Origin of the sequence: Microbispora sp. H10885, assembly GCF_014161415.1 — a bacterium.
Taxonomy (GTDB): Bacteria; Actinomycetota; Actinomycetes; order Streptosporangiales; family Streptosporangiaceae; genus Microbispora; species Microbispora triticiradicis.
Map to the genome: position 1 here is coordinate 332242 of NZ_JABBWY010000005.1, position 22604 is coordinate 354845.

21 protein-coding genes and 1 tRNA gene are annotated in these 22604 nt (G+C 73.4%); 7 read left to right on the forward strand and 15 right to left on the reverse strand.

All coding sequences use genetic code 11. The features are described 5' to 3' along the window. Positions 1-65: 65 nt before the first annotated feature. Both HHX37_RS15605 and HHX37_RS15610 read right to left on the reverse strand, forming a co-directional pair. Positions 66-806, reverse strand: coding sequence for a methyltransferase domain-containing protein (locus HHX37_RS15605; RefSeq protein WP_182885854.1), 741 nt, complete (start codon positions 804-806; stop codon positions 66-68). Between the two features lie 30 nt (positions 807-836). Beyond that, positions 837-1820 (reverse strand): DUF2332 domain-containing protein, encoded by a 984-nt coding sequence (locus HHX37_RS15610; protein ID WP_182885855.1) that lies wholly within the window; start codon positions 1818-1820, stop codon positions 837-839. A gap of 100 nt (positions 1821-1920) precedes the next feature. Here HHX37_RS15610 and HHX37_RS15615 point away from each other — a divergent pair, with 100 nt between their 5' ends. Both HHX37_RS15615 and HHX37_RS15620 read left to right on the forward strand, forming a co-directional pair. Then, entirely contained in the window at positions 1921-2874 is a 954-nt protein-coding gene (locus tag HHX37_RS15615) for an SMI1/KNR4 family protein (protein ID WP_182885856.1), read from the forward strand. Between the two features lie 80 nt (positions 2875-2954). Then, a complete protein-coding gene (locus HHX37_RS15620) occupies positions 2955-4226 on the forward strand; it encodes an endonuclease Q family protein (RefSeq protein WP_182885857.1) in 1272 nt (423 codons plus the stop codon). On the opposite strand, the gene HHX37_RS15625 is transcribed toward HHX37_RS15620, so the two are convergent. Then, positions 4217-5137, reverse strand: a complete 921-nt coding sequence (locus HHX37_RS15625; protein ID WP_182885858.1) for an oxidoreductase — start codon at positions 5135-5137, stop codon at positions 4217-4219. The two genes, HHX37_RS15620 and HHX37_RS15625, sit on opposite strands and share 10 nt — an antisense overlap. A gap of 101 nt (positions 5138-5238) precedes the next feature. Between HHX37_RS15625 and HHX37_RS15630 the strand changes: the two genes are divergently transcribed. Further along, complete coding sequence (locus HHX37_RS15630; RefSeq protein WP_182885859.1) at positions 5239-6168, forward strand: helix-turn-helix transcriptional regulator; 930 nt, start codon at positions 5239-5241, stop codon at positions 6166-6168. An 18-nt stretch (positions 6169-6186) separates the two neighbouring features. Here HHX37_RS15630 and HHX37_RS15635 read toward each other — a convergent pair whose 3' ends face one another. The 3 genes from HHX37_RS15635 to HHX37_RS15645 all read right to left on the reverse strand — a co-directional run bounded on the left by HHX37_RS15635 (position 6187) and on the right by HHX37_RS15645 (position 8577). Continuing rightward, positions 6187-7455: an alpha/beta hydrolase family protein gene (locus HHX37_RS15635; protein WP_182885860.1), complete on the reverse strand. Its 1269-nt coding sequence runs from the start codon at positions 7453-7455 to the stop codon at positions 6187-6189. A gap of 201 nt (positions 7456-7656) precedes the next feature. Beyond that, positions 7657-7730 (reverse strand) — tRNA-Lys (locus tag HHX37_RS15640). Positions 7731-7830: 100 nt separating this feature from the next. Next, positions 7831-8577, reverse strand: a complete 747-nt coding sequence (locus HHX37_RS15645) for an NERD domain-containing protein (protein WP_310738160.1) — start codon at positions 8575-8577, stop codon at positions 7831-7833. 204 nt (positions 8578-8781) lie between these two features. Between HHX37_RS15645 and HHX37_RS15650 the strand changes: the two genes are divergently transcribed. Continuing rightward, complete coding sequence (locus HHX37_RS15650; protein ID WP_182885861.1) at positions 8782-9402, forward strand: TetR/AcrR family transcriptional regulator; 621 nt, start codon at positions 8782-8784, stop codon at positions 9400-9402. Positions 9403-9458: 56 nt separating this feature from the next. Here the strand turns inward: HHX37_RS15650 and HHX37_RS15655 are convergent, their stop codons facing one another. From HHX37_RS15655 to HHX37_RS15670, 4 genes are read right to left on the reverse strand one after another with little or no spacing between them, the layout of a single operon-like run. After that, the gene (locus tag HHX37_RS15655) at positions 9459-10622 is read right to left on the reverse strand and encodes an acyl-CoA dehydrogenase family protein (RefSeq protein ID WP_182885862.1); all 1164 of its coding nucleotides are present in this window, start codon (positions 10620-10622) and stop codon (positions 9459-9461) included. Beyond that, entirely contained in the window at positions 10619-11791 is a 1173-nt protein-coding gene (locus HHX37_RS15660) for an acyl-CoA dehydrogenase family protein (RefSeq protein ID WP_182885863.1), read from the reverse strand. Before HHX37_RS15660 ends, HHX37_RS15655 begins: the two co-directional genes overlap by 4 nt. Before the next feature lie 7 nt (positions 11792-11798). Next, positions 11799-13016 (reverse strand): acyl-CoA dehydrogenase family protein, encoded by a 1218-nt coding sequence (locus tag HHX37_RS15665; protein ID WP_182885864.1) that lies wholly within the window; start codon positions 13014-13016, stop codon positions 11799-11801. Next, a complete protein-coding gene (locus HHX37_RS15670; RefSeq protein ID WP_182885865.1) occupies positions 13017-14015 on the reverse strand; it encodes a phosphotransferase family protein in 999 nt (332 codons plus the stop codon). 116 nt (positions 14016-14131) lie between these two features. Between HHX37_RS15670 and HHX37_RS15675 the strand changes: the two genes are divergently transcribed. Next, complete coding sequence (locus tag HHX37_RS15675; protein WP_182873912.1) at positions 14132-14746, forward strand: GNAT family N-acetyltransferase; 615 nt, start codon at positions 14132-14134, stop codon at positions 14744-14746. Here the strand turns inward: HHX37_RS15675 and HHX37_RS15680 are convergent. Beyond that, positions 14721-15296, reverse strand: a complete 576-nt coding sequence (locus HHX37_RS15680; RefSeq protein WP_310740390.1) for a TetR/AcrR family transcriptional regulator — start codon at positions 15294-15296, stop codon at positions 14721-14723. The two genes, HHX37_RS15675 and HHX37_RS15680, sit on opposite strands and share 26 nt — an antisense overlap. 70 nt (positions 15297-15366) lie before the next feature. Here HHX37_RS15680 and HHX37_RS15685 point away from each other — a divergent pair, with 70 nt between their 5' ends. Continuing rightward, positions 15367-16545 (forward strand): FAD-dependent monooxygenase, encoded by a 1179-nt coding sequence (locus tag HHX37_RS15685; protein WP_182885867.1) that lies wholly within the window; start codon positions 15367-15369, stop codon positions 16543-16545. Between the two features lie 28 nt (positions 16546-16573). Here the strand turns inward: HHX37_RS15685 and HHX37_RS15690 are convergent, their stop codons facing one another. From HHX37_RS15690 to HHX37_RS15700, 3 genes are all read right to left on the reverse strand, one after another. Beyond that, positions 16574-17467 (reverse strand): DMT family transporter, encoded by an 894-nt coding sequence (locus HHX37_RS15690; protein WP_182881438.1) that lies wholly within the window; start codon positions 17465-17467, stop codon positions 16574-16576. 178 nt (positions 17468-17645) lie between these two features. Continuing rightward, a complete protein-coding gene (locus tag HHX37_RS15695; protein WP_182885868.1) occupies positions 17646-18569 on the reverse strand; it encodes a peptidase S1 in 924 nt (307 codons plus the stop codon). Positions 18570-18697: 128 nt separating this feature from the next. Next, on the reverse strand, positions 18698-19054 hold the full coding sequence (locus tag HHX37_RS15700; protein WP_182885869.1) for a VOC family protein: 357 nt from the start codon (positions 19052-19054) through the stop codon (positions 18698-18700). 126 nt (positions 19055-19180) lie between these two features. Between HHX37_RS15700 and secA2 the strand changes: the two genes are divergently transcribed. Beyond that, positions 19181-21448 carry an accessory Sec system translocase SecA2 gene (gene secA2 / locus HHX37_RS15705; protein ID WP_310740391.1) on the forward strand — a complete coding sequence of 756 codons (2268 nt, stop codon included), beginning with the start codon at positions 19181-19183 and terminating at the stop codon, positions 21446-21448. Between the two features lie 30 nt (positions 21449-21478). On the opposite strand, the gene HHX37_RS15710 is transcribed toward secA2, so the two are convergent. Next, positions 21479-22429: a hypothetical protein gene (locus tag HHX37_RS15710; RefSeq protein WP_310740392.1), complete on the reverse strand. Its 951-nt coding sequence runs from the start codon at positions 22427-22429 to the stop codon at positions 21479-21481. Positions 22430-22604 lie beyond the last annotated feature (175 nt).

Genomic DNA, 22604 nt, shown 5'->3' on the forward strand with positions numbered 1-22604 from the left:
GCCGGCCGCCGTTCGCGGCGGCCGGCGGTCCGCACGGCGGCCCACAGGTCGGCCCACAGGTCGGCTCACAGGTCCGCGACGAGCAGCCGGTAGCCGGCGTCGTACTCCTCCAGGCCCAGCAGGTCGCGGTGCCGCTCGTGCCAGCGGCCCGACTCCAGGTCGGCCGCGAGCCGGTCGAGGGCCGGCCGTACGATCTCCGGGCCGAGCTGGCCGAACACCGACATGCCCGACTGGGCGACGGGGTCGAGATAGGCCCCCGGGCGGCGCCAGTAGGCGGCGCCGAACCCGTCGGCGCAGTCGTGCGGGACCGGCACGGCCTCCACCCTGGCGCCGCCGAGCATCCGGCCGAGCTCGGCGATCGAGGGGGTGCGGCCCTCGTCCAGCGCCACGCCCTCGGGCAGGTACTCGGCGAGGAACCAGTAGTCCCTGGTGACCTCCTGGTCCCAGGTGAGGATCACCACGCGGCGCCGGGCGACCCGGCGCATCTCGGCGATCCCGGCCGGGAGGTCCGACCAGTGGTGCACGGTCAGGATCGCCATCGCGGCGTCGGCCACGTCGTCGGCGAGGGGCAGGGCCTCGGCCCGGGCCCGCACCGCGGGGGCCGCCCCCGGCGGCCGCTGCGCGATCATCACCGCGCTCGGCTCGACCGCGAGCAGGGTCCGCGGCGGCTCGTACGACCCCGCGCCCGCCCCCACGTTGACGACCGTGGCGGCGTCCCCGATCGCGGCGGTGATCCTGGCGGCCACCCTCGGGTCCGGCCTGCGGACGGCGCTGTACGTCGTGCCGATCTCGTCGTAAAGCGTCATGACCCCAGTATCGGCATCCGCCGCACTCGGTCAGGCGAGCCAGTCCAGCCACTCGCCGTGCGGGCCGGTCATGGCGAGCGGGCGGCCGTCGAGCGCGGTCAGGAACGTCAGCCGGTCGCCTGGCAGGGCGGCCCTCAGCCCCGCGAGCACCGAGGGCAGCCGGGGCGCGCCCTCGTTGGAGATCCACCGCACCGGAAGTCCGTGGGCCCGCAGGCCGCGCACCAGTGCCACGAACCGGTTCCGCGCTCCGGCGTCGAGGTACGGCATCAGCGCGCTGTGGAAGACGACGACCGTCGCCCCGGCGGGGGCGGCGGCGACGAGATCGGGCAGGACGGCCGAGGCGTCTCCTCGCACCAGGCGCGGCGGGTCCCGCCGCGCCATCCGCACCGCCCCGCGCAGCCGCGCCAGCCGGTCGTCCTGTCCCGGCCAGACCAGGCACTCCAGCCAGCGCACGGCCTCGTCGTCGCGTACGTCGACGGGGTCGAGGTCGATCCCGGCCCGCCACACGATCTCCGGCGGGTGGTCCGGCACCGGCACCCGGCCGTTCGTCCGGCAGGTGAGCAGGACCGGGCTCGCGGCCGGTCCGATCTCCGGCCCAGGGCCGGCAGGGTCGTCGTAGCGGTAGCGGTAGCGGTCCGGGTAGAGGCACAGCCCCGCCGACGCGCCCACCTCGACGAGGGCCAGCGGCCGCGGCAGCGCCGCCAGCACGGGCAGCAGGCTCGCGCACCGGCCCGTCTCGTTGGTCTGCGTCCGCCGGGCGAGCACGGTCTCCCGCACGCGGTCCCAGTGCCGTACGGTCCAGGCGCGGAAGCGGCCGAAGTCGTCGTACGGCCCGCCGAGGAAGCGCACCGCGGCGAACAGCAGGTTGGGCTGCCGCTTCGGCTCCGGCAGGCCGTCGATCAGTTCGAGCAGCCCGGGGTCGGCGGCCACGGCGAGGCCCAGCGCCTCGTAGACCGGGCTGTGCCCCCTGGCCTCCCGCTCCGCGAAGTACCGGTACCACTCCGCCGTCTTCATGCCCCCATCAAACCAACCCGGATCGACGTGCGGCACGACCGACCGCACATACTTGCGAATTTCCCGGTATGGCGGGACGCAAGATCGATAAGGTGCGCGGGTGATCGCATCCCGGTGGACACGCGTCGCGGGGCCGGCGCTCGTGACCGCGCTCCTGACGGCCGGGCTCGCGGGCGAGCCGGATCCTGGTGGGAATACGGTGACCTGCTCCTACGCCTTCGGCGGCCTGGTGTCGCTGTCCTGCGGCGATCCCGCGATTGAAGCGAGGATCAGGGCCAACGCGCTCACCCCGGAGGAGGCGAAGGCCATCGACTGCCCGCCGGTCCTGTGGGACGACGACCAGAGCGCGGCGGAGATCCTGGAGGCTCAGGACCCGGCCTTCGCAGACGACCAGTCCACGTACCCACTTCGCGCGCCCGATCCGGCGGTCGCCGCACGGGTGAACCGGGCGTGGGACCGGATCGAACGGTGGCTGGCCGCGCACGCCTCGGCCACGCTGCGACAGCTCAAGCTCGGCGCCGACCCGGAGGACCTCGCCCGATGGGAGGCCACGCACTCACGCCGCCTGCCCGACGACCTGTACGCCTCCTACCTCCGGCACGACGGCACCGAGGACGGTTCCGGAGCGGGCTTCCAGCTCCCGCCGTCGTACGACCTGCTCGGCCTCTTCGACATCGACGACAGGAACGACTCCAACTGCCGCTCCCTGGTGATGTGGGGCGATCGGGAGGGAGCCGACCCCGAGCACGGGAAGTGGCACGGCAGCCTCCTGGCGATCGGCAGCGACGGCTACAGCCGGGACCTGTTCGTCGAGCCGCGTACGGGCCGTGTGGGTGAGGCCTCGTGGCAGGAGAAGCTGGCGTACGACGGCCCGATGGGCTGGCCGTCGCACGTCGCGATGCTGGAGGCGCTGGCCGGCGCGCTGGAGAGCGGTCAGCCGCTGCGACGCTGGTATCCGGTCGTCGTGGCGGGGTGCGCGCTGCGCTGGGCCGAGCACCCCGTCCCCCTGCGGCCGGGCTGCGCCGGTGGCCCCCGGCCGTCCCCCAGCCCGTGACGGTTCCGGTCCGGGCCGTGTTTCGGCCTTCCGGCGTCGGCAACGTGGTAGATCGTTGGTCAAGCGAAGGGAGGTTCGCCGTGCGATTCCACGCCGACCTGCACATGCACTCCAGGTACGCCTACGCGTGCAGCAGGAACAGCGACCTGGAGCAGCTGACCTGGTGGGCGCGGCGCAAGGGCGTCACGCTGATGGGCACCGGCGACTTCACCCACCCGGCCTGGCTGGACCGGCTGCGCACCGCTCTCGTACCGGCCGAGCCGGGGCTGTTCCGGCTCCGCGAGGACCTCGACCGGGAGGTCTCCCGCACCCTCCCCGGCAGCGTCGCGACCGCGCCCGTGCGGTACATGCTGACCGTGGAGGTCTCCACGGTCTACCGGCAGGGCGGCCGGTCCCGCAAGATCCACCATCTCGTCCACCTGCCCGGCTTCGAGCAGGTGGAGGCGTTCAACCGGGTCCTGGCCGGGATCGCCGACCTCGGCGTGGACGGGCGGCCCACCGTACGCATGAGCGCGCGGGACCTGCTGGAGACGACCCTGGCCCGGGGCGAGGGCGCCTACCTGGTGCCGGCACACGTCTGGACGCCCTGGTTCGGCGTGTTCGGCTCGAAGTCGGGGTTCGACACGCTGGAGGAGTGCTTCGGCGACCTCACCGAGCACGTGTTCGCGCTGGAGACGGGGCTGTCGGCCGACCCCGGCATGATGTGGCAGGTCTCCGGGCTGGACGGCTATCGGCTGGTGAGCTACTCCGACGCCCACTCGCCGCCCATCGTCGGCCGCGAGACGACGGTGTTCGACACCGGCCTCGACTACTTCGCCGTGCTGGAGGCCCTGCGCAGCGGTGACGGACTGGCCGGCACGACGGAGTTCTTCCCCGAGGCGGGCAAGTACCACGTCGACGGTCACCGCAAGTGCGGCGTGCGGCTCGACCCGGAGGAGACCCGCAAGCTCGGCGGAATCTGCCCGGTCTGCGGCCGTACGCTCACGGTCGGCGTGCAGAGCAGGGTCGAGGACCTCGCCGACCGCCCGGCCGGCCGGAGCCCGCGCGGCGCGGCGGGCTTCCGCAACCTCCTCCCGCTGCCGGACGTCGTGGCGGAGATCCTCGGCGTGGGCCCGAAGAGCAAGAAGGTGGCCGCCGAGACCGACCGGCTCGTGGCCGCGCTCGGCCCGGAACTCGCGATCCTGGGCGATCTTCCCCTCGCCGACATCGCCGCCTGCTCGCCGCGCCTCGCCGAGGCGGTCGGCCGCCTGCGGAACGGCGAGGTGACCAAGGACCCCGGCTACGACGGCGAGTTCGGCCGCATCCACACCCTCGACCCGGTGGCTTCCGAGCCGGGCGGGGGTCAGGGGTAGATGACGCCGGTCAGGTCTTCGGCGGCGGTCCAGAGGCGGCGCCCGACGGCAGGGTCGGCCGCGTGCGCGCTGGGGCGGACCTCGACGACCCGGCCGCGCGTCTCGAAGAGGCCGGACGGCCCGAAGAACTGGCCGCCGCGCACGCCGGGCGCGGTCGCGGCGAAGAGCTGGGGCAGCGCCCCCCGCTCGGCCGGCTGCGTCACCAGCAGCCCGCCTCGGGCGAGGATCCGCCCGATCCGGCCGCGGTGCTCCCAGGCCCGGGGGGTGAGATTGCTTCTGGACAGCCCGGGATGGGCGACGACGCTGACGACCGGTGATCCGGCGGCGCGCAGGCGGCGGTCGAGTTCGAGGCCGAAGGCGGTGGTGGCGAGCTTGGAGCGGCCGTACGCGCGACTGGCGTTGAAGTCGCGCCGCGACATCAGGTCGTCGAAGTCGAGGCGGGCCTTCTTGTGGGTGATCGAGCTGAGGCTGACCACCCGTGCGGCGTCCGCCCGGCCGAGACTGCCGAGCAGCAGGCCGGTGAGGGCGAAGTGGCCCAGCATGTTGGTGCCGAGCTGGAGCTCGAACCCGTCGGCCGTCGTGCGGGCCGGGCCGAGGAGGACCAGACCGGCGTTGTTGACCAGCAGATCGATCGCCGGGAAGCCGGCGGTCATGCCCGTCGCGAACGCGCGCACCGATGCGAGCGAGGCCAGGTCGAGCTCCCGCACCTCGATCCCGGCCCGTGGTGCGGAGCGCCGGATCGTCTCGGCCGCCCGCTCGCCCGCGGCGACGTCGCGTACGGCCATCACGACGTGTGCCCCGTGACGGGCGAGTTCGGTCGCGGTGACCAGGCCGAGTCCCGAGTTCGCGCCGGTGACGACGGCGACCCGGCCGTGCTGATCGGGAATGTGACTGGCGTTCCATTCGGTCATGGCGACGACGCTAGGACGGGGTCGCCGGGACTCGGTCGCACGCGTTTCCCTGGGAACGCCGGACCTACCTTCGGCGCGGACCGCGGCGGCAGACTGTCGTCATGGCTGTCGACCACGCGTACGCCCGTGAGCTCGGTGACTTCCTGCGTGCCCGGCGCGGCCGGTTGCGCCCGCGGGACGTCGGCCTGGAGCCGGGGCCCCGGCGCAAGGTGGCCGGCCTGCGACGTGAGGAGGTCGCGCTGCTGGCCGGGCTGAGCACCGACTACTACCAACGCATGGAGCAGGGCCGTGAGGTGCGGCCCTCCGACGAGGTGCTCGACGCCCTCGCCTCCGCGCTCGACCTCGACGACGAGGAACGCCGGCACCTGTTCACCCTCGCCCGGGCGGCACGGCGACCGGCGGCCGTCCGCACGCGCCGCGCCCCCGAGCGCGTGCCGGACGGCACAAGGCGACTCCTGCACGTCATGGGCACTCCCGCGGTCGTGCTCGGCCGCCACCTCGACGTGCTCGCGTGGAACACGCTCGCCGAGGCGCTGCTCGGCGATCCGGCCACCCTGCCGCCGGGGCGGCGGAACATGCTCATGGTGCTGTTCGAGGATCCCGGGACCCCTGCGCGCTGCCCCGACTGGGAGACCACCGCCCTGCAGTACATCGGCATGTTGCGGGCCGCCGTCGCGACCGATCCGACCCATCCGCGCGCCACGACGATCATCGGTGAGCTGAGCATCCGCAGCGCGGACTTCCGCCGGCTCTGGGCCCGGCACGAGGTGCGTGAGACGGTTCACGGGACGAAGCTGTTCCGGCATCCCCAGGTGGGCGAGCTCACCCTCGACTGGGACGTCTATCCTCTGCCCGGAAATCCCGGGCCGGTCCTGCTCGTCTACACGGCCGAGCCCGGCACCGCGGACGACGAACGCGTCCGCCTGCTCGCGTCCCTGCACGCCACCCGGGAGTCGCGGACGGCCCGGGCGGATCGGCCCGGGCTGTCCGAAGCGGCGCGCCGCCAGGCATTCGAAACCCGGACCCCGTGACCCCGGCCGTCGACCCCTCTATGTGCAGGTCTTCGTCTCCGGCGTGCAGAATTCGACCTCGGGGTAGCGTGCCGACGGCCTGTCTAGCAGGGGCTGTGGCCTACCGCGCAGGTGCAGGTCGAGGAAGGCTCGGACGTACCTGCGGGTGATGTCCACGGAGCGGCTTCCGGGGAGGCGGCTGCCGAGGTCGACGCCGATCTGCTGGGCCAGCAGGTCGTAGTCGCTGAAGGACGGGTGCACCGCTCCGGCCACCACGAGCCAGCGCTTCCACCCGGTCAGGTGTGCCCAGTCGCGGTCCCAGGTGGCGTCCTCTCCCCCTGGGCTGTGCAACGGCTGGCCCAGGAACAGGAACGGGCGCGCCACCCCGCTCGCGGGGATCGGGGCGAACATGAGGCCGTCCATGTTGATTCCGGCACGCACCCGGGAGTCCTTCAGCATCGTCTCGGCGGCGCTCGCGCCTCCGAGGGACGTGCCCGCCATCGCGATCCGGGACGCGTCGATCAGCGAGGCGCCCGTCCACCTGGAGTGCGGACCCGTCAGCTGATCGATCACGAAGGAGACGTCGGCCGCCCGGTTCCTCACCGCTTTCGCACCGAAGTCGTCGACGCCTTCGAGTTCGCACGCGGCGCAGGTCGTCAGCCGCCCGCCGGGGAACGTGGTGGCGAAGGTCTCGTACGTGTGGTCGACGCCGGCCACCACGTAGCCTCTGCTCGCCAGTTCCTCGGCCAGGGCCGTGAGCGAGCTGCGGGGGTCGGTGAAGCCGGGAGAGAGCACGACCAGGGGCAGAGTGTGTCGGCGTCCCGCCGGTCCGGCGCCGCTGAACGCGTGGGTCCGCGTTCTGCTCAGCACGTCGGGCGGCACGCCCGTCACCCCTTTGCCCTTCAGGATGAGCTCCGACTCCCTGGGCGTCATGTAGGGCGCCCGCCGTCCGATCCGGGACTTCGCCGGATACCAGAGGGAGACCATGAGCTCCCTCGACCTGGCCGCGGGGACCCAGGGGTCGGGGCGCGAGGTGTCCTCCAGACGCATGGACGTCGTGCCGACCGGATGGGGACCGGTCGGCTCGGGCAGATACGGCCTGCCGCTCGGCGTGACCGAAGAGCCGGCGGAGGCGTGTGCGGGAGAGGCGGACGCCGGCGTCCAGGAGGCGAAGACCGTCAGGGTGAGCAGTCCGGCGACCGCGGCCAGGCCGGCCCGCAGGATCCGGTCGGTCAGAGCCGGGCGAGCCTTGTCATGCCTGGTGAGGGCCTCGGCTCTCGGCGCGGCGTGCGGATCTTCGTATGGCATGGCTTGATCCTGCGAGGCCCGAACCCGGCGCGGTATCGGCCGAAGGTATGGTCGGCGCCGTCCGAGTAGCACTTCAGGCCGGTTCGGGGAGCGCGCCGGGCCCGGCCTACGGCATCCTCGCCCCGCACCGCCGGCACCGGCCACAAGGATCAGCGAATGACGAAAGCCCAGGCCGATGACGACCTGGGCTTCCGGATTCGGTGCGCCGCCAGGGACTCGAACCCCGGACCCGCTGATTAAGAGTCAGCTGCTCTAACCAACTGAGCTAGCGGCGCAGAGCTCTTAGAGGCTATCGCACACCTCAGAGCGCTCAAAATCGGGCCGGAGCGCAGCGACGTCCGGCCCGGCGGCCCCGGTCGGCTCATGCGGCCCGGGTCAGCTCATGCGGCGCAGGATGCGGGCGGCCGTGCGCGCCAGCAGGTCGATCTGCTCCTCCGTGTACGCCGCCGACCCGTTGGAGCGGATCCAGCCAGCGACGCGGCGGGGGTAGGCGACGGTCAGTCCCTCGCCGCTCAGGACGCCGCCCCAGGCCTTGATCTTTCCGCCGTGCACGGCGAGCACCGGGGCGATCGTCACCGCGATCCCGGTCTCCTTGGTCAGCAGCGCCGCCATCGACTCGGCGGCGGAGATCAGGCCCTTGGCGACCGAGGTGCCGAACTTCTCGTCGAAGAAGAGCCGCTCGCCGTACCGCGCGATGAGGGTGTCGGGCGACCACGCCTCGTTGTCCACGATCCACACGCCGCCGGGGCCGATGACGAGGTGGTCGATCGACGCCTCTCCGGGGACGGCCCGGCCGTCCATGACCCGGTAGCCGCGACGGCGCAGCATGAGGCGCAGCAGCCGCCCGGTGCGCACCTCGCCGCGGCGTTTGCCCCGCCACACCGCCGTGCGCTCGTACAGCCGCCAGGCGACGAACCAGTCCACGCCGCCCGCCAGGGCGCCCAGCACGACTCCCGCGACGAACGGGTTCAACCCGAGCCGGGAGCCCAGCAGGTTGCCGACGACGAAGCCCGCGACCGCGATGGCGGCCCGTATCCGGATCCGGTTCTTGCGCCCGGCGAACCAGAACGTCACGTACAGGTTCTGCGGCGATGCGCCGGTGAACTTCTCGTCTTTCGGCACATAGATGGAACCGTTTGGCACGCCAACCCCCACAGTCTGCATGCGGCTTTCTCCCGGGATACCCGAGCGGGAATCCCAACCCTCCTAAGGTGAGGGAAGTAATGCGATTCCGCCAGTCCTTGGATCACGCATTACCGAGCAGCGCAGTCCCCAGGCGGCGACCGACCAGTCGGTATGCTTGGGCCGGACGACGAGGAGGTCAGGATGGCCCGGCGTGTATCGGATCGCTCCGCACCCGTCGGCGGCGCGCCCGTGGAGGAGCCCGTACGGCGGCGCCTGCTCGCCGAGGCGACCCGGCTGTTCGCCGAGAGGGGCTTCGAGAGCACCTCGGTCCAGGAGATCGTCGCGGCGGCCGGGGTCACCAAGGGCGCGATGTACCACTACTTCGGGTCCAAGGACGACCTGCTGCACGAGATCTACGCCCGGGTGCTGCGCCTGCAGATGGAGCGGCTCAACCGCTTCGCCGACGCCGGGGGCCCGGTGGCCGAGCGGCTCCACGCGGCGGCGACGGACGTCGTCGTGACCACGGTCGACAACCTGGACGACTCCAAGATCTTCTTCAGGTCGATGCACCAGCTCGCCCCCGAGACCTACAAGACCGTGCGGGCCGAGCGGCGCCGCTACCACGAGCGGTTCCGCGGCCTGGTCGCCGAGGGGCAGCGCGACGGCGTCTTCCGCGACGACATCCCCGCCGAGATGGTGGTCGACTTCTTCTTCGGCTCGGTCCACCACCTCGGCACCTGGTATCACCCGGACGGCCCGCTGACCGGCGAGGAGGTCGGCCGCCACTTCGCCGACCTCCTGCTCAGATCACTGCGTCCCTGAGAAGCGGCTCTGAGAAGCGGCTCTGAGAAGCGGCTCTGAGAAGCGGCTCTGAGAGGTCAGACCGGCGCGGGGAGGTCCGCCGGACCGGCGAGGGCCTCGCGATGGTCGCCCGGCGTGCCCAGGGCGATCTGGTCGGCCTTGGCCCGCTTGAGGTACAGGTGCGCGGGGTGTTCCCAGGTCATCCCGATGCCGCCGTGAAGCTGCACGCACTCCTCGGCGGCGTGGACGGCGACCGCTCCGCAGTGCGCCTGAGCCACGGCGACGGCCACCGTGACGGCCACCGCCGCGTCGCCGCCGGGCGGTCCCGCGACCGGCGCCTCCGCCAGCCGGGCGGCCGCGTTCCGGGCCGCCGCCCTGGCTCCCGCGATCTCCAGCCACAGGTCGGCCAGCCGGTGCTTGACCGCCTGGAACGACCCCACCGGCCGGGCGAACTGCCTGCGCTCCCTGACGTACGCGACCGTGGTGGCGAGGCACCACTCGGCGATCCCGAGCTGTTCGGAGGCGAGCAGCCCCGCGCCGCGCAGCAGGGCCTCCCGCACCCACGGCGTCTCCGGGCCGCCGGCGGTGGCGAGGACGCGCGCGGGAGCCGAGGCGAACGACACGGTCGCGATCGGCCGGGTCAGGTCGAGCGAGGTGGCCGGGGTCACCCGTACGGTCCCTCCGGCGGATCCGGCCGGGGACGCCTCCACCGCGCACAGGGCGGTGCCCCCCGTCAGCCGTACCGGGACGAGCAGCACGTCGGCGATCTCCGCGCCGATCACGCCGCCGACGGTGCCCGTCACCGTGCCGTCCTCGCCGAGGACGGCCGCGGGGGCCGGAGGAGCGTACGGCGAGGCGGCGAACGGCACCGCGAGCGCGGCCGTCGCCTCCCCGGCCGCCAGGCGGCCCAGCAGCTCGCCGACCGCCTCTCCCCCCGCCGTCAGGAGCGCCTGGGTCGCGAGGACGGCACTGGCGAGGAACGGCACCGGCGCCACGGCGCGGCCCAGTTCCTCCAGCACGACGGCGGCCTCGCGGGCCGACGCCCCTGCGCCCCCGAGTTCCTCGGGCACCAGCAGCCCGGCCACGCCGATCTCGCGGGCCAGCGTCTTCCACAGCTCCGCGTCGTACGGCGTGCCGGACTCGACGCGCCCGAGCACGGCGGACGGGGAGCACCTGTCGGCGAGCAGGTCGCGCACGGCGGCCCGCAGCTCCTCCTCCACCTCCGTGTACAGCAGGGTCATCGGGGGAGGTCCTTCCACGCGACGTCCTTGTCGGCACGCGGCTCGGCGGGCAGCCCGAGCACGCGTTCGGCGATGATGTTCCGCAGGATCTCCGAGGTGCCGCCCTCGATCGAGTTGCCCTTGGCCCGCAGGTAGCGGTAGCCCGCCTCCCGGCCGAGGAAGTCGACCGTCTCGGGGCGGCGGAAGGTCCAGTCGTCGTAGCCGAGGCCGTCCTCGCGCAGCAGCTCGACCTCCAGGCCGGAGAGCTCCTGGTGCAGCCGGGCGAAGGCGAGCTTCATGCCCGAGCCCTCCGGTCCCGGGTGCCCGGCGGCGAGCTGCTCGCGCAGCCGCGCGGCCGTCAGGCGCATGACCTCCGACTCCGCCCAGAGCCGCAGCAGCCGCTGGTGCAGGTCGTGGGTGCGCAGCTCGGGCCGGGAGCGCCAGGTGTCGGCGACGACCTCCATCATGGTGCGGCGGACGGGCATGCCGCCGATGGCGACCCGCTCGTTCATCAGCGTGGCCTGCGCGACCCGCCAGCCGTCGCCGGTCTCGCCCAGCCGCAGCGCGCCGGGCAGGCGGACCCCGGTGAGGAAGACCTCGTTGAACTCGGCCTCGCCGGTGATCTGGCGCAGCGGGCGCACCTCGACGCCGGGCGCGCGCATGTCGCAGACGAAGTAGGTCAGCCCGCGGTGCTTGGGCACGCCGGGATCGGTGCGGGCCAGCAGGAGGCCCCAGCGGGCGGTGTGCGCGCTCGACGTCCACACCTTCTGGCCGTCCACCACCCACTCGTCGCCCTCGCGTACGGCGCGGGTGGCCAGGGTGGCGAGGTCGGAACCGGCGCCGGGCTCGCTGAACAGCTGGCACCACACCTCCTCACCGGTCCAGAGGGGGCGCAGGAAACGCCTCTTCTGCTCGTCGGTGCCGAAGGCGAGGATCGTCGGGGCGGCCATGCCGAGGCCGATGCCGATGCGGCCGGGCTGGTTGTCGGGCGTGCCCCTCAGCTCCCGGTCGGCCACGGCCTGCAGCTCCCGGCGGGCGCCGAGGCCGCCGAGGCCCTCGGGGAAGTGCACCCAGGCGAGCCCGGCGTCGAACCGGGCACGCAGGAACTCCAGGCGGTCCATGGCCGCCGGGTCATGCTCCGCGAGGAAGGCCGCGGCACGCTCGGCGACCGACGCCTCATCCCATGTCACCAGAAGATCACCCCATGTGTCTCTTGAGCTCGCGGCGGGCCAGCGACCGCTTGTGGACCTCGTCGGGACCGTCGGCGAAGCGCAGGGCCCGGGCCCCCGCCCACAGCGCGGCAAGGGGATAATCCTGGCTCAGCCCGGCGGCGCCGTGCGCCTGAATCGCCTTGTCCAGGATCCACTCCACGGTCGCGGGTGCGGCGATCTTGATGGCCTGGATCTCGGTGTGCGCGCCCCGGTTGCCGGCGGTGTCCATCAGCCAGGCCGTCTTGAGCACCAGCAGGCGCAGTTGCTCGATGCGCACCCGCGACTCGGCGATCCAGTCCTGGATCACGCCCTGCCGGGCCAGCGGCCCGCCGAACGCCTCGCGCGACAGCACCCGGCGGCACGTCAGCTCCACCGCCCGCTCGGCCATGCCGACGAGCCGCATGCAGTGGTGGATCCGTCCCGGCCCGAGCCGCGCCTGGGCGATGGCGAAGCCGCCGCCCTCCTCGCCGACCAGGTTGTCCACGGGCACGCGTACGTCCTCGAACACCACCTCGGCGTGGCCGCCGTGGTCGGCGTCGTCGTACCCGAAGACGGTCATGCCGCGCCGTACGGTGAGACCGGGGGTGTCGCGCGGCACGAGCACCATGCTCTGCTGCCGGTGCCGGGGCGCGCCGGGGTCGGTCTTGCCCATCACGACGAAGACCTGGCAGTTCGGGTTCATCGCGCCGGTGATGTACCACTTGCGGCCGTTGACGACGTACTCGTCGCCGTCCCTCGTGATGGAGGTCGCGATGTTCGTCGCGTCGGAGGAGGCCGCCTCGGGCTCGGTCATGGCGAACGCCGACCTGATCTCCCCCGCCAGCAGCGGCTCCAGGTACTCCGCCCGCTGCCGCTCGCTGCCGAACTCCGCCAGCAGTTCCATGTTGCCGGTGTCGGGGGCGGCGCAGTTGGTCGCGGGCGGGGCGATGGCCGGCGACCTGCCCATGATCTCGGCGAGCGGGGCGTACTGGAGGTTGGTCAGCCCCGCGCCCTGCTCTCCTGGAAGGAAGAGGTTCCACAGGCCGCGCGAGCGGGCCTCGGCCTTGAGGTCCTCCAGCAGCGGCGGCGGGCCCCAGCCGCCGGCCGCCCGGACCTGGGCCGCCTGCTCGTGGAAGGCGCGCTCGGCCGGAAGGACGCACTCGTCCATGAAGGCGAGCAACCGGGCCCGCAGCTCCTCCGTCCTGTCGTCGAACGCGAAGTGCATTCAGACCTCCATGAGCCCGCGGGCGACGAGCGGGGCGACCTGCTCGCCGATCCCGGCGAAGCCCTCCCCCACCGTGAGGCCCATCGTGTGGCGGAAGTGGATGCCCTCGGCGATCACCGCGAGCTTGAAGCAGGCGAGGCCGGCGTACCAGCCGAACCGGGACAGGTCGCGGCCGGACGCCTCGCCGTACCGTGCGGCGAGGTCGGCCCCCGTTTCCATCGGCAGGGGCGGCGCCTCGCCGCCCGCCTCACCCGTCGCGCCGACCGCGCGGCCCGCGGCGGGGTCGAGCGCGGAGACCTCGCCGTACAGGAGGAACAGCGCCAGGTCGGTGAGCGGATCGCCGAGCGTGGACATCTCCCAGTCGAGCACGGCCCGCACCTCGCCGTCGGCGACCAGCGTGTTGCCGAGCTTGAAGTCCCCGTGCAGGATCGCCGGAGCCCCCGATTCGGCGGGCACGTCGCGGGCGAGGCGTTCGTACAGGTCGTCGAAGCCGGGGACGTCCCGGCTGCGGGAGGCGTCGAGCTGCCGCTTCCACCGGGCGACCTGCCGCTCCAGGAAGCCCTCGGGCCTGCCGAAGTCGCCGAGCCCCACGCTCCCGGGAGTGATCGAGTGGAGCGCGGCCAGCACGTCCACCAGCGCGTGGGCGAGGGCGGGGGTGAGCGGCGGCTGCCCGCCCTCGACGTGCTCCATCACGTAGAAGGGCGTGCCGATCACCTCGGCGTCCCGGCACAGATGGAACATGCGCGGCACGGGGACCGGCGTGTCCCGCAGGGCGCTCATCACCCGGTGCTCCCGGGCCATGTCGTGGGCCGTGGCCAGAACGTGCCCGAGCGGCGGCCGGCGCACCACGTACGTCCGCGCGGCGTCGCGGACGACGTACGTCAGGTTGGACCTTCCGCCCACGATCAGCTCGGCGGTGAGCGGCCCCTCGGTCAGGCCCGCGCGCTGGAGGTGCCCGGCGAGGCGGGCGAGATCGAGGCCGGGCGGGTCGGCGTCCACCCCGTGAGCGTACCGACCAGCCGGTATGCGTGTCGACACGGCTGCACAAGTGGTCCTCGGCGATGCCTCCGAAGTGGCCGTTCTCCGCGCCGCGCGCTCTCGGTAGCGTCGGCCGCATGACCGCGAAGATGCCCGCGCCCGTCGTGCTCGACGGCCGCGTCGTACGGCTGGAGCCCCTCACCCTCGGCCACGTCCCCGACCTGTACGCGGCCGGCCGGGACGACGAGGAGGTGTGGCGGTTCAGTCCGCGGATCTTCCCCGCCTCGGAGGAGGGGATGCGCCGCCACGTGGCGGGCCTCCTCGCCAGGCCGCTGACCGTCCAGTTCGCCGTGATCCTCAAGGCGACCGGGCGGGCGATCGGCTCGACCGCCTACTGGGACGTCGGCGGCTTCGACGAGAGCGTGGAGGTGGGGTCCACCTGGTACGCCAGGGCCCACTGGCGCACGGGCGTGAACACCGACTGCAAGATCATGCTGCTCGACCACGCCTTCGCTCTCGGGTTCACCCGCGTCGTGCTGCGGACCGACGTCCGCAACCTGCGGTCGCAGGCCGCCATCGAGCGCATCGGCGGTGTGCGGGAGGGCGTGCTCCGCCGGCAGCTGCGCCGCCCCGACGGGACCTGGCGCGACAGCCCGCTCTACTCCATCCTGGACGACGAGTGGCCGGCCCATCGTGCCCGCCTGGAAGGCCGGATGGAGGCGCTGCTCAGCCGCGGAGGAACAGGCTCATGAGGTCCTCACAGGCGGCCCGCAGGTCCTCGGGAGAGGGGATGCCGCCCGCGCCCGCCACCGCGTCGAACAGCAGGCCGTCGACGTAGGCCACCATCTGCCCGCCCCGCCGCACCGGGTCGGGCGAGCCCGCGGCGGCCAGCATGGCGACGGCGGGCTCACGGATGCGGCGGCCCAGCTCGTCGTACAGCCTGCGCAGCTCCGGCCGGCGGCTCGCCTCCAGCGCCAGCTCGTACCGGGCGACGGTGGTCTCCCGGTGCTCGGTCATCGCCGCGTACGCGAAGGCGGCGAGCAACTCCGTCAGGTCGGCGGCGCCCCCCTCGCCGAAGGGGAGGGCGGACACGACCGTGGAGAGCGCCGCAGCCTCGCGCTCGGACAGCCGGGCCAGCGCCAGCTCCAGCAGCGCCGCACGCGTGCGGGCGCAGTTCGACGTGGACCCGGGAGGGAGGCCGGCGGCCTCGTCGACCGCCCGATGAGTCAGCCCGCGCATGCCGCGCTCGGCCAGGATCGCGATGGCCGCGTCCGCGACGAGGACCGCCCGCTGACTGTTCACGGCCCCCATCGTACGGGCGCACTACAGGCGTAGTAGCGTATGACTACACCTGTAGTGAAGGAGGCCGGGCATGGCACACGCGGTGGTGGCCGGAGCGGGCATCGGCGGGCTGACGGCGGCGCTGGCCCTGGCGCGGAACGGCTGGCACGTGACCGTGCTGGAACAGGCGGCCTCGATCGAGCCGGTCGGCGCGGGCCTCGCGGTCGCGCCCAACGCGCTGCGGGCCCTCGACATGATCGGCCTCGGGGACGAGGTCAGGAAGCTCTCGGCGATCCAGGGCGAGGCGGGCCTCCGGCGGCCGTCCGGCCGCTGGCTGTCGCGGACCACCGCCGAGGACGCCGCCGCGCGGTACGGCGACTCGATCGTGCTGCTCACCCGGTCGGCGCTGGTCGGCATCCTCGCCGCGCGCCTGCCGCGAGGCGCCCTGCGCCTGGGCACAAGGGCCGAGTCGGCCGACCCCCGCACGGGCCTGGTCACCCTCGCCACCCCGGCAGGCGGCACAGGCGGCACGGGCGGCACGGAGACGATTCAGGCCGATCTCGTCGTGGCGGCGGACGGCATCCGGTCGCGGACCCGCGCGGCGCTGTTCCCCGGCCACCCTGAGCCCGTGTACGCGGGCGTGACGAGCTGGCGGGCGCTCGTCCCCTTCCCCGGACCGGTCGGCGCGTCGGAGACCTGGGGGGCGGGCCTGGTGTTCGGGGTGATGCCGCTGGCGGGCGGCCAGGTCTACTGCTACGCCACCGCGCCGGTCCCCGCCGGCCTGCGCGCGGAGAGCGAGAAGGACGAGCTGATCCGCCTGTTCGGCCGCTGGCACGACCCGATCCCCGGGCTGCTGGCCGCCGCCGAGCCCGGCGCGGTGCTGCGCCATGACATCTACTCCCTCGACACCCCGCTGCCCGCGCTCCACTCCGGGCGGATCGCGCTGCTGGGCGACGCGGCGCATCCCATGACGCCCAACCTCGGGCAGGGCGCCTGCCAGGCGATCGAGGACGCCGTCGTGCTCGCCCGGCACGTCTCACCGGGCGGCGGCCCCGCCCCGGACGTCACTGCGGGGCTCGCCGCGTACAGCCGGGAGCGGCTGGCCCGTACGACGCCGATCGTGCGGCGGTCGCGGCTGGTCGGGCGGGTCAGCGGCTGGCGCGACCCGCTGGCGGTCACCCTGCGCGACGGCGCGCTGCGCGCGGCGGGCATGCTCGGGCCCGCCGTCGCGGTGCGCCAGTTCGACGACGTCTTCCGCTGGCCGGCCTGAGCGCCGCCAGCACCGGGCGGCCGAGGGGTCAGGCCGCCTCGGGCGTCGCCGCGTTCACCGGCTCCTCGCGCGGGCCGGGCTCACCGCGTACGACAGCGGGTTTGGAGTGGTCGGGGGCCAGGCGGCCCAGGGTGACCGTCCCCGCGATCAGCAGGGCGGCGGCCAGCAGCGCGGGCACCACCTTGTCGGGCCCGGTGGGCAGCGACTCGCCCAGCAGCACGGCCCCGGCCGTCACCGACGTGAGGGGATCGACGACCTGGACTCCGGCGTAGGCGATCCCGAAATAGCCGACGGCGTACGACTTCTGCAGTAGCACGATGGCGCAGACCAGCAGCACCGGGATGGCCAGGGTGAACCAGTGGAGCAGCCGTCCGAGGTCTCCGTTGAGCCCGCCGCCGACGACCCGGACGAACGTGGACACGGTCGCGGTCACCGCTCCGGCGCCGACCGACATCAGCAGCGCCTTGAGCGGCCCCCGCAGCAGGCGCGCGGCGGTGAAGGTGACGGCGGCGACCAGGGCGACGCAGCCGATCAGCGCGAGGGCGTTCGCGTCCGACAGCACGGGGGTCACGTTGTGCGCCGGGACCAGCAGCATCAGGCCGAGCAGGCCCACCGCCACCGCGATCGACCCGGTGATCTCGGCCCGCCGGGGGCGCCTGCCGTGCAGCGTGGCGGCGAGCGGCACCGCGAAGACCAGCGTCGCCACGCTCACCGGCTGGACGACGACGAGCGGGGCCACGCTGAGCGCCACGGCGTGCAGGGACGCGCCGGCGAAGCCGATCACCCCGCCGATCAGCCAGCGGGGCCTGCGCACGAGCGCGAGCGTGGCCCCGTCGCGCACGGCTTCGAACTGCTGCAGCGCCGCGCCCAGCGCGTACCCGAGCGCCCCGACGAGGGCGATCGCCACTCCCGCCCAGATCATGGGCGCCGGCCGGGGTGCCGGGAGCCGGCGGTGTGTCCAGAAATCACCACGCAAGTTTAGGGGGAGTGGGTCCGCGCCACGGGAACCCGCGGCTCTCAGGACCTTTCCGGGCCCACTCCCCACGTCCGCGAAATCGCGGCTCCCGGGACCCGAGGATCCGGGAACCCGCGGTGTCCGATCAGTCGGTGCCGCTGGACAGGGCGATGCCGACGACCCCGGCATTCTCGGTCACCCAGGCGTCGGACAGCCCGCCCTCCTTGACCAGAGCCTCGCCGGTGACCCTGAGCACGCCGATCCGCTTGCCCGCGAGCGCGAGTTCGAGGACGTCCACGTTCTCGGTCACCCAGGTGGCCGACAGGCCCCCCTCCTTCACCAGCGCCGCGCCGCCGCCCCGGACGACCCCGATGCGGTCGCCGGCCAGGACGAGCTGCTTCACCGCCGTGTTCTCGGTCACCCAGGTGGCGGACAGCCCGCCCGCCTTGACCAGCGCGACGCCGTCCGCCCGGACCACGCCGATCCGGTCGCCGGCCAGCGCGAGCTGCTTGACGCCGTTGTACTCCAGCACCCAGCTCGCCGACAGGCCGCCCTCCTTCACCCAGGCCCTGCCGTCGGTCGTCAGCACCCCGATGCGGTCACCCGACAGCGCGAGCTGCTTGACGCCGTCGTGCTCCAGCACCCAGCTCGCCGACAGGCCGCCCTCCTTCACCCAGGCCCTGCCGTCCCCCGTGATGACGCCGATCCGGTCGCCGGCCAGCGCGAGCTGCTTGACACCGCCGTCGTGCTCCAGCACCCAGTTGGTGGACAGGCCCCCCTGCTTCACCCAGGCCCTGCCGTCCCCGGTGAGGACGCCGATCCGGTCACCCGCGAGCGCGATCTGGACGACCCCGTCGTGCTCCAGCACCCAGCTCGCCGACAGACCGCCCTCCTTGACCAGGGCGCCGCCGCCGACCTTGAGCACGCCGATCCGGGGCGGGGCGACGGCCGCCCGCGACTGCGCGCTCGCCGCGGTCGTGCCCGGTCCGGCGGGTAGCAGGGCCGCCGTGCAGGCGAGAGTCGCCGCGAGGAGAACCAGGCCGGGACGGGCCGCTGATCGAGTCGTCATGAATGCCTCCGCATCGCATCGGGCGGGCCCCCTGCCCGCGGGAATCGATCACGGAGAGACTAGATTCGATCACGCGATGTAATCACGCTTCTTGCATCGTCAGGAGAGTCGGCCACACTGTGCCCGATTCAGGACCTCTCCGGACAGACGCAGAAAAGGTGACCCTCCGGGTCGGCGAGCACGACCCAGTCGCCCGGCTGGAACTCCGGCTTGGTCGCCCCGAGCGCGACGTACTCCTCCACGGCCTTGGCCACGTCGGGCACCCGGAAGTCCAGGTGGAACTGCTTGTCCGCGCCGGGCCAGGACGGCGCCCTCCGCTCGGGCACCCGCTGGAAGTAGATGCTCGTCGTGTCGTCGCCGATGCCGGCGTACTCCTCTTCGGCATACTGCACCGGCAGCCCGGTGATCTGGGAGTAGAAGTCGGCGAGCCTCTTCGGCTCCGCGCAGTCGATGGTCACGGCGATGAGCTTCGCGATCGTTGTCATGCGGCCATGCTGCCGTCCGTACCTGTCAGGGAGTGTCAGGTACGCTCACCTGTCGCACCTCCCAGATAGTGGGACCATGAACCGGGCATGTGGAACCAGTCGGACCCAAGAGTCGTTGGAGCGGATGTGACGCGGGTAGGTCGATGGATCAGGCGGTTCCTGGAGAAGCCGGGAAGCGTCGATCTCGCCCCCTTCCAGCGGGTCGCCGCGGAGGCGGCCGGGCGCGCGGCCGAGGCCGGTCGGCGCGACGAGCTTCGCCCCGCCGTCGCCGACCCGGCCTGGGTCGGCACCGCCGACTTCTGCGCGGTGATGCGGGAGGCGGCCGTCCGAGCGCTCGGCCAGCGGCCGTACGACGTGCAGCTCGCGGGCATGCTGGCGCTGCTGGAGGGCCACGTCGCGCAGATGGCCACCGGCGAGGGCAAGACGCTCGTCGGGGCCATGGCGGCCGCCGGGTACGCGCTGCGCGGCTCCCGGGTCCACGTGGTCTCGGTGAACGACTACCTCGCCCGCCGCGACGCCGAGTGGATGGGCCCGCTGTACGAGACGCTGGGCCTGACGGCCGGATGGATCGCCGAGACCTCCACGCCGGAGGAGCGCAGGAAGGCGTACGCGTGCGACGTCACGTACGCGGCGGTGAGCGAGCTCGGCTTCGACGTGCTGCGCGACCGGCTGTGCACCGACCCGGCCGAGCTGGTCGTGCCGGCCCCGGAGGTCGCGCTCGTCGACGAGGCCGACTCGGTGCTGGTGGACGAGGCCCGGGTGCCCCTGGTGCTGGCCGGCGCGGCCGACGCGGGCACGGCCCTCCCCGAGATGGCGGCCCTCGTACGGCGGCTGTCGCGCGGCTACCACTACACGATCGACGAGGAGGGCCGGGCCGTCTTCCTCACCCCCAAGGGCACCGACACGGTCGAGAAGGCCCTCGGCGTCGACCTCTACGAGCACCCCGGCGTGGTGACGCAGGTCAACCTCGCGCTGCACGCCCACACGCTGCTCACCCGGGACGTCGACTACATCGTCAGGGACGGCAAGGTCGAGCTCGTCAACACCTCGCGCGGCCGGGTCGCGGCGCTGCAGCGCTGGCCGGACGGGCTGCAGGCCGCCGTGGAGGCCAAGGAGCACCTGCAGGCGTCGGAGACGGGCGAGATCCTCGACTCGATCACCGTGCAGGGTCTCATCCACCGCTACCCCCGCGTGTGCGGCATGACCGGCACCGCCGTCGCCGTGGGCGAGCAGCTCCGCGAGTTCTACGACCTCTCCGTCGTGGTCGTCCCGCCCAACCGCCCCTGCGTACGGGTGGACGAGCCCGACCGGATCTTCGCGACCGTGGAGGACAAGGAGGGGGCGCTGCTGGACGAGATCGAGACCCGGCACGCCACCGGGCAGCCGATCCTCGTCGGCACGCTCGACGTCGCCGAGTCCGAGCGCCTGGCCGGGGCCCTTGAGGCCAGAGGGCTCGCCGCGACCGTCCTGAACGCGAAGAACGACGCCGAGGAGGCGCAGATCATCGCGCGGGCCGGACGGCGCGGGGCCCTCACGGTCTCCACCCAGATGGCCGGGCGCGGCACCGACATCCGGCTCGGCGCGGGCGACCCCGGCGAGGAGGACGAGGTCGCCTCGCTCGGCGGGCTCTACGTCATCGGCACCGGCAGGCACGACAGCAGCAGGCTGGACGACCAGCTCCGGGGCCGGGCCGGGCGGCAGGGCGACCCGGGCGGCTCGGTGTTCTTCGTCAGCGGCCAGGACCCGCTCCTGACCGTCTACGCACCGGACCAGTCGCTGCCGCCCGCCGACGCCGACGGCGCCGTACGGAACCCTGACGCGCACGCGCTCGTGGCGCACGCCCAGCGGGTGGCCGAGGGCGTGAACCTGGAGATCCACCGCAACACCTGGCGGTACACCCGGCTGCTGGAGCGGCAGCGGGCCGAGGTGCTCGAACAGCGCGACCGGGTGCTGAACGGCGACACCGGGGCGCGGGCGCTGGAGTCGGCCTGCCCGGAGCGCTACCGCGAGCTGTGCGGGACGGCGGGCGAGGAGGCGGTCGAGCGGGCGGCCCGGCAGATCGTGCTGTACCACCTCGACCAGTGCTGGACCGAACACCTCGGCTTCCTGTCCGACCTGCGCGAGGGCATCCACCTGCGCGCGCTCGGGCGGCTCAACCCGCTGGACGAGTTCAACCGGGAGGCCGTCCCCGCCTACCGGGCGATGCTGGACGAGGTCGAACGGCGCTCCCGGGAGACCTTCGAAAAGGCCGACGTCACCCGCGATCTGGCGGACCAGGGCCTCAAGCGGCCCACGGCGACCTGGACCTACCTGGTGCAGGACAACCCGTTCGGCTCCGAGTGGGACCGGGTGTTCAACCGGGTGGCGGGAGCGCTGCGGGGCCGCAGGCGGTAGCCGAGGTAGCCCCGCCTCTCCCGCGCGCCCCTACTGGGCCTCTTCGCCGCTCGGCCGGCGGGTGACCCGGCTGTGCACCGCCTTCGCGCCCACCGCGACGAGCGCGCACACCACGATCGCGGCGGAGACGGCGGGAGCCGCGTCGTCGCCGCCGGACGGGTCGCCGGTGGCGGACACGGGGGTGACGGCCTGCACCGACGCCGTACCGGTCGTGGCGGCCGGCGCGGCCGGGGACGCGCCGCCCGCCGCGTCCTGCCCGCCGGCGAAGGGGGCCATGGCCGCCGCGGCGGCCTGGGCCTGGTCGGCGGGAGCGGGAGAGGCCGGCGTGAGCGGCTGCGCCGGGGCCGCCTTCGCGGCCGCTTCGGGAGCCGCCTTGGCAGCCGGCGTGGAGGCGGTGGTCTGCGACTCCTCGGAGGGGGCGGGGGCCGCGGTCGGGCAGGGCGGCGGAGGCTCGGCCTGGTCCCGCACGCCGTACGCGCCGGTGGAGAACGGCTTGGGCGCGCCCGTCTTGCCGCGTCCCTTGCCCCACTCGGTGATCACGTACTTCACCGGGATGTGGCCGAGCCCGCCCGCGCCCTCGACGGTGAGCGAGTCGCTGTCCCAGGTGCCGCCGGTGAGCTCGGCGAACGTCTTGCCGTCGAGATCGAGCATGACCCCGCTGCTGGAGGGAACGCCGGGGCCGCGGTCGCCGACGAAGAACTCGGCCTTCTTGCCCTGGTAGATCACATAGCCCTTGGTGCCCATGGGCCAGCTCGGGCTGGCCGCCAGGCCCTTCTGCATCGGCTCGCCCGACGCGGGGGCTCCGGTGTCGCCGTTGACGCCCGATCCGTCGTCCCAGAAGTAGGACGCGGTCGTCTTGCCGGCGTAGAGCACCGTCCGGCCGTCGGCCGTGGGACAGCCGACCTCGGGAACGGCCGGAGTCTCGGCCGCCTCGGTGGCCTGTGTGGGGAGGGAGGCCGCCGCGAGGGAGAGGGCGGTCACGTGCTGCTCATGGGGGTCCGCGTAGCTGGAAATGGGGGATCTCCTGACTGGTCACGGTTGGGTAACCGGACACTAAACCAAGAAGACCCCAAATCTCGACATTGCGGATGAAAGTTTTACTTTATGGACGAACACCCCATCACGTGTCAAAGTCAGATGTGGACGCACCCTCCTC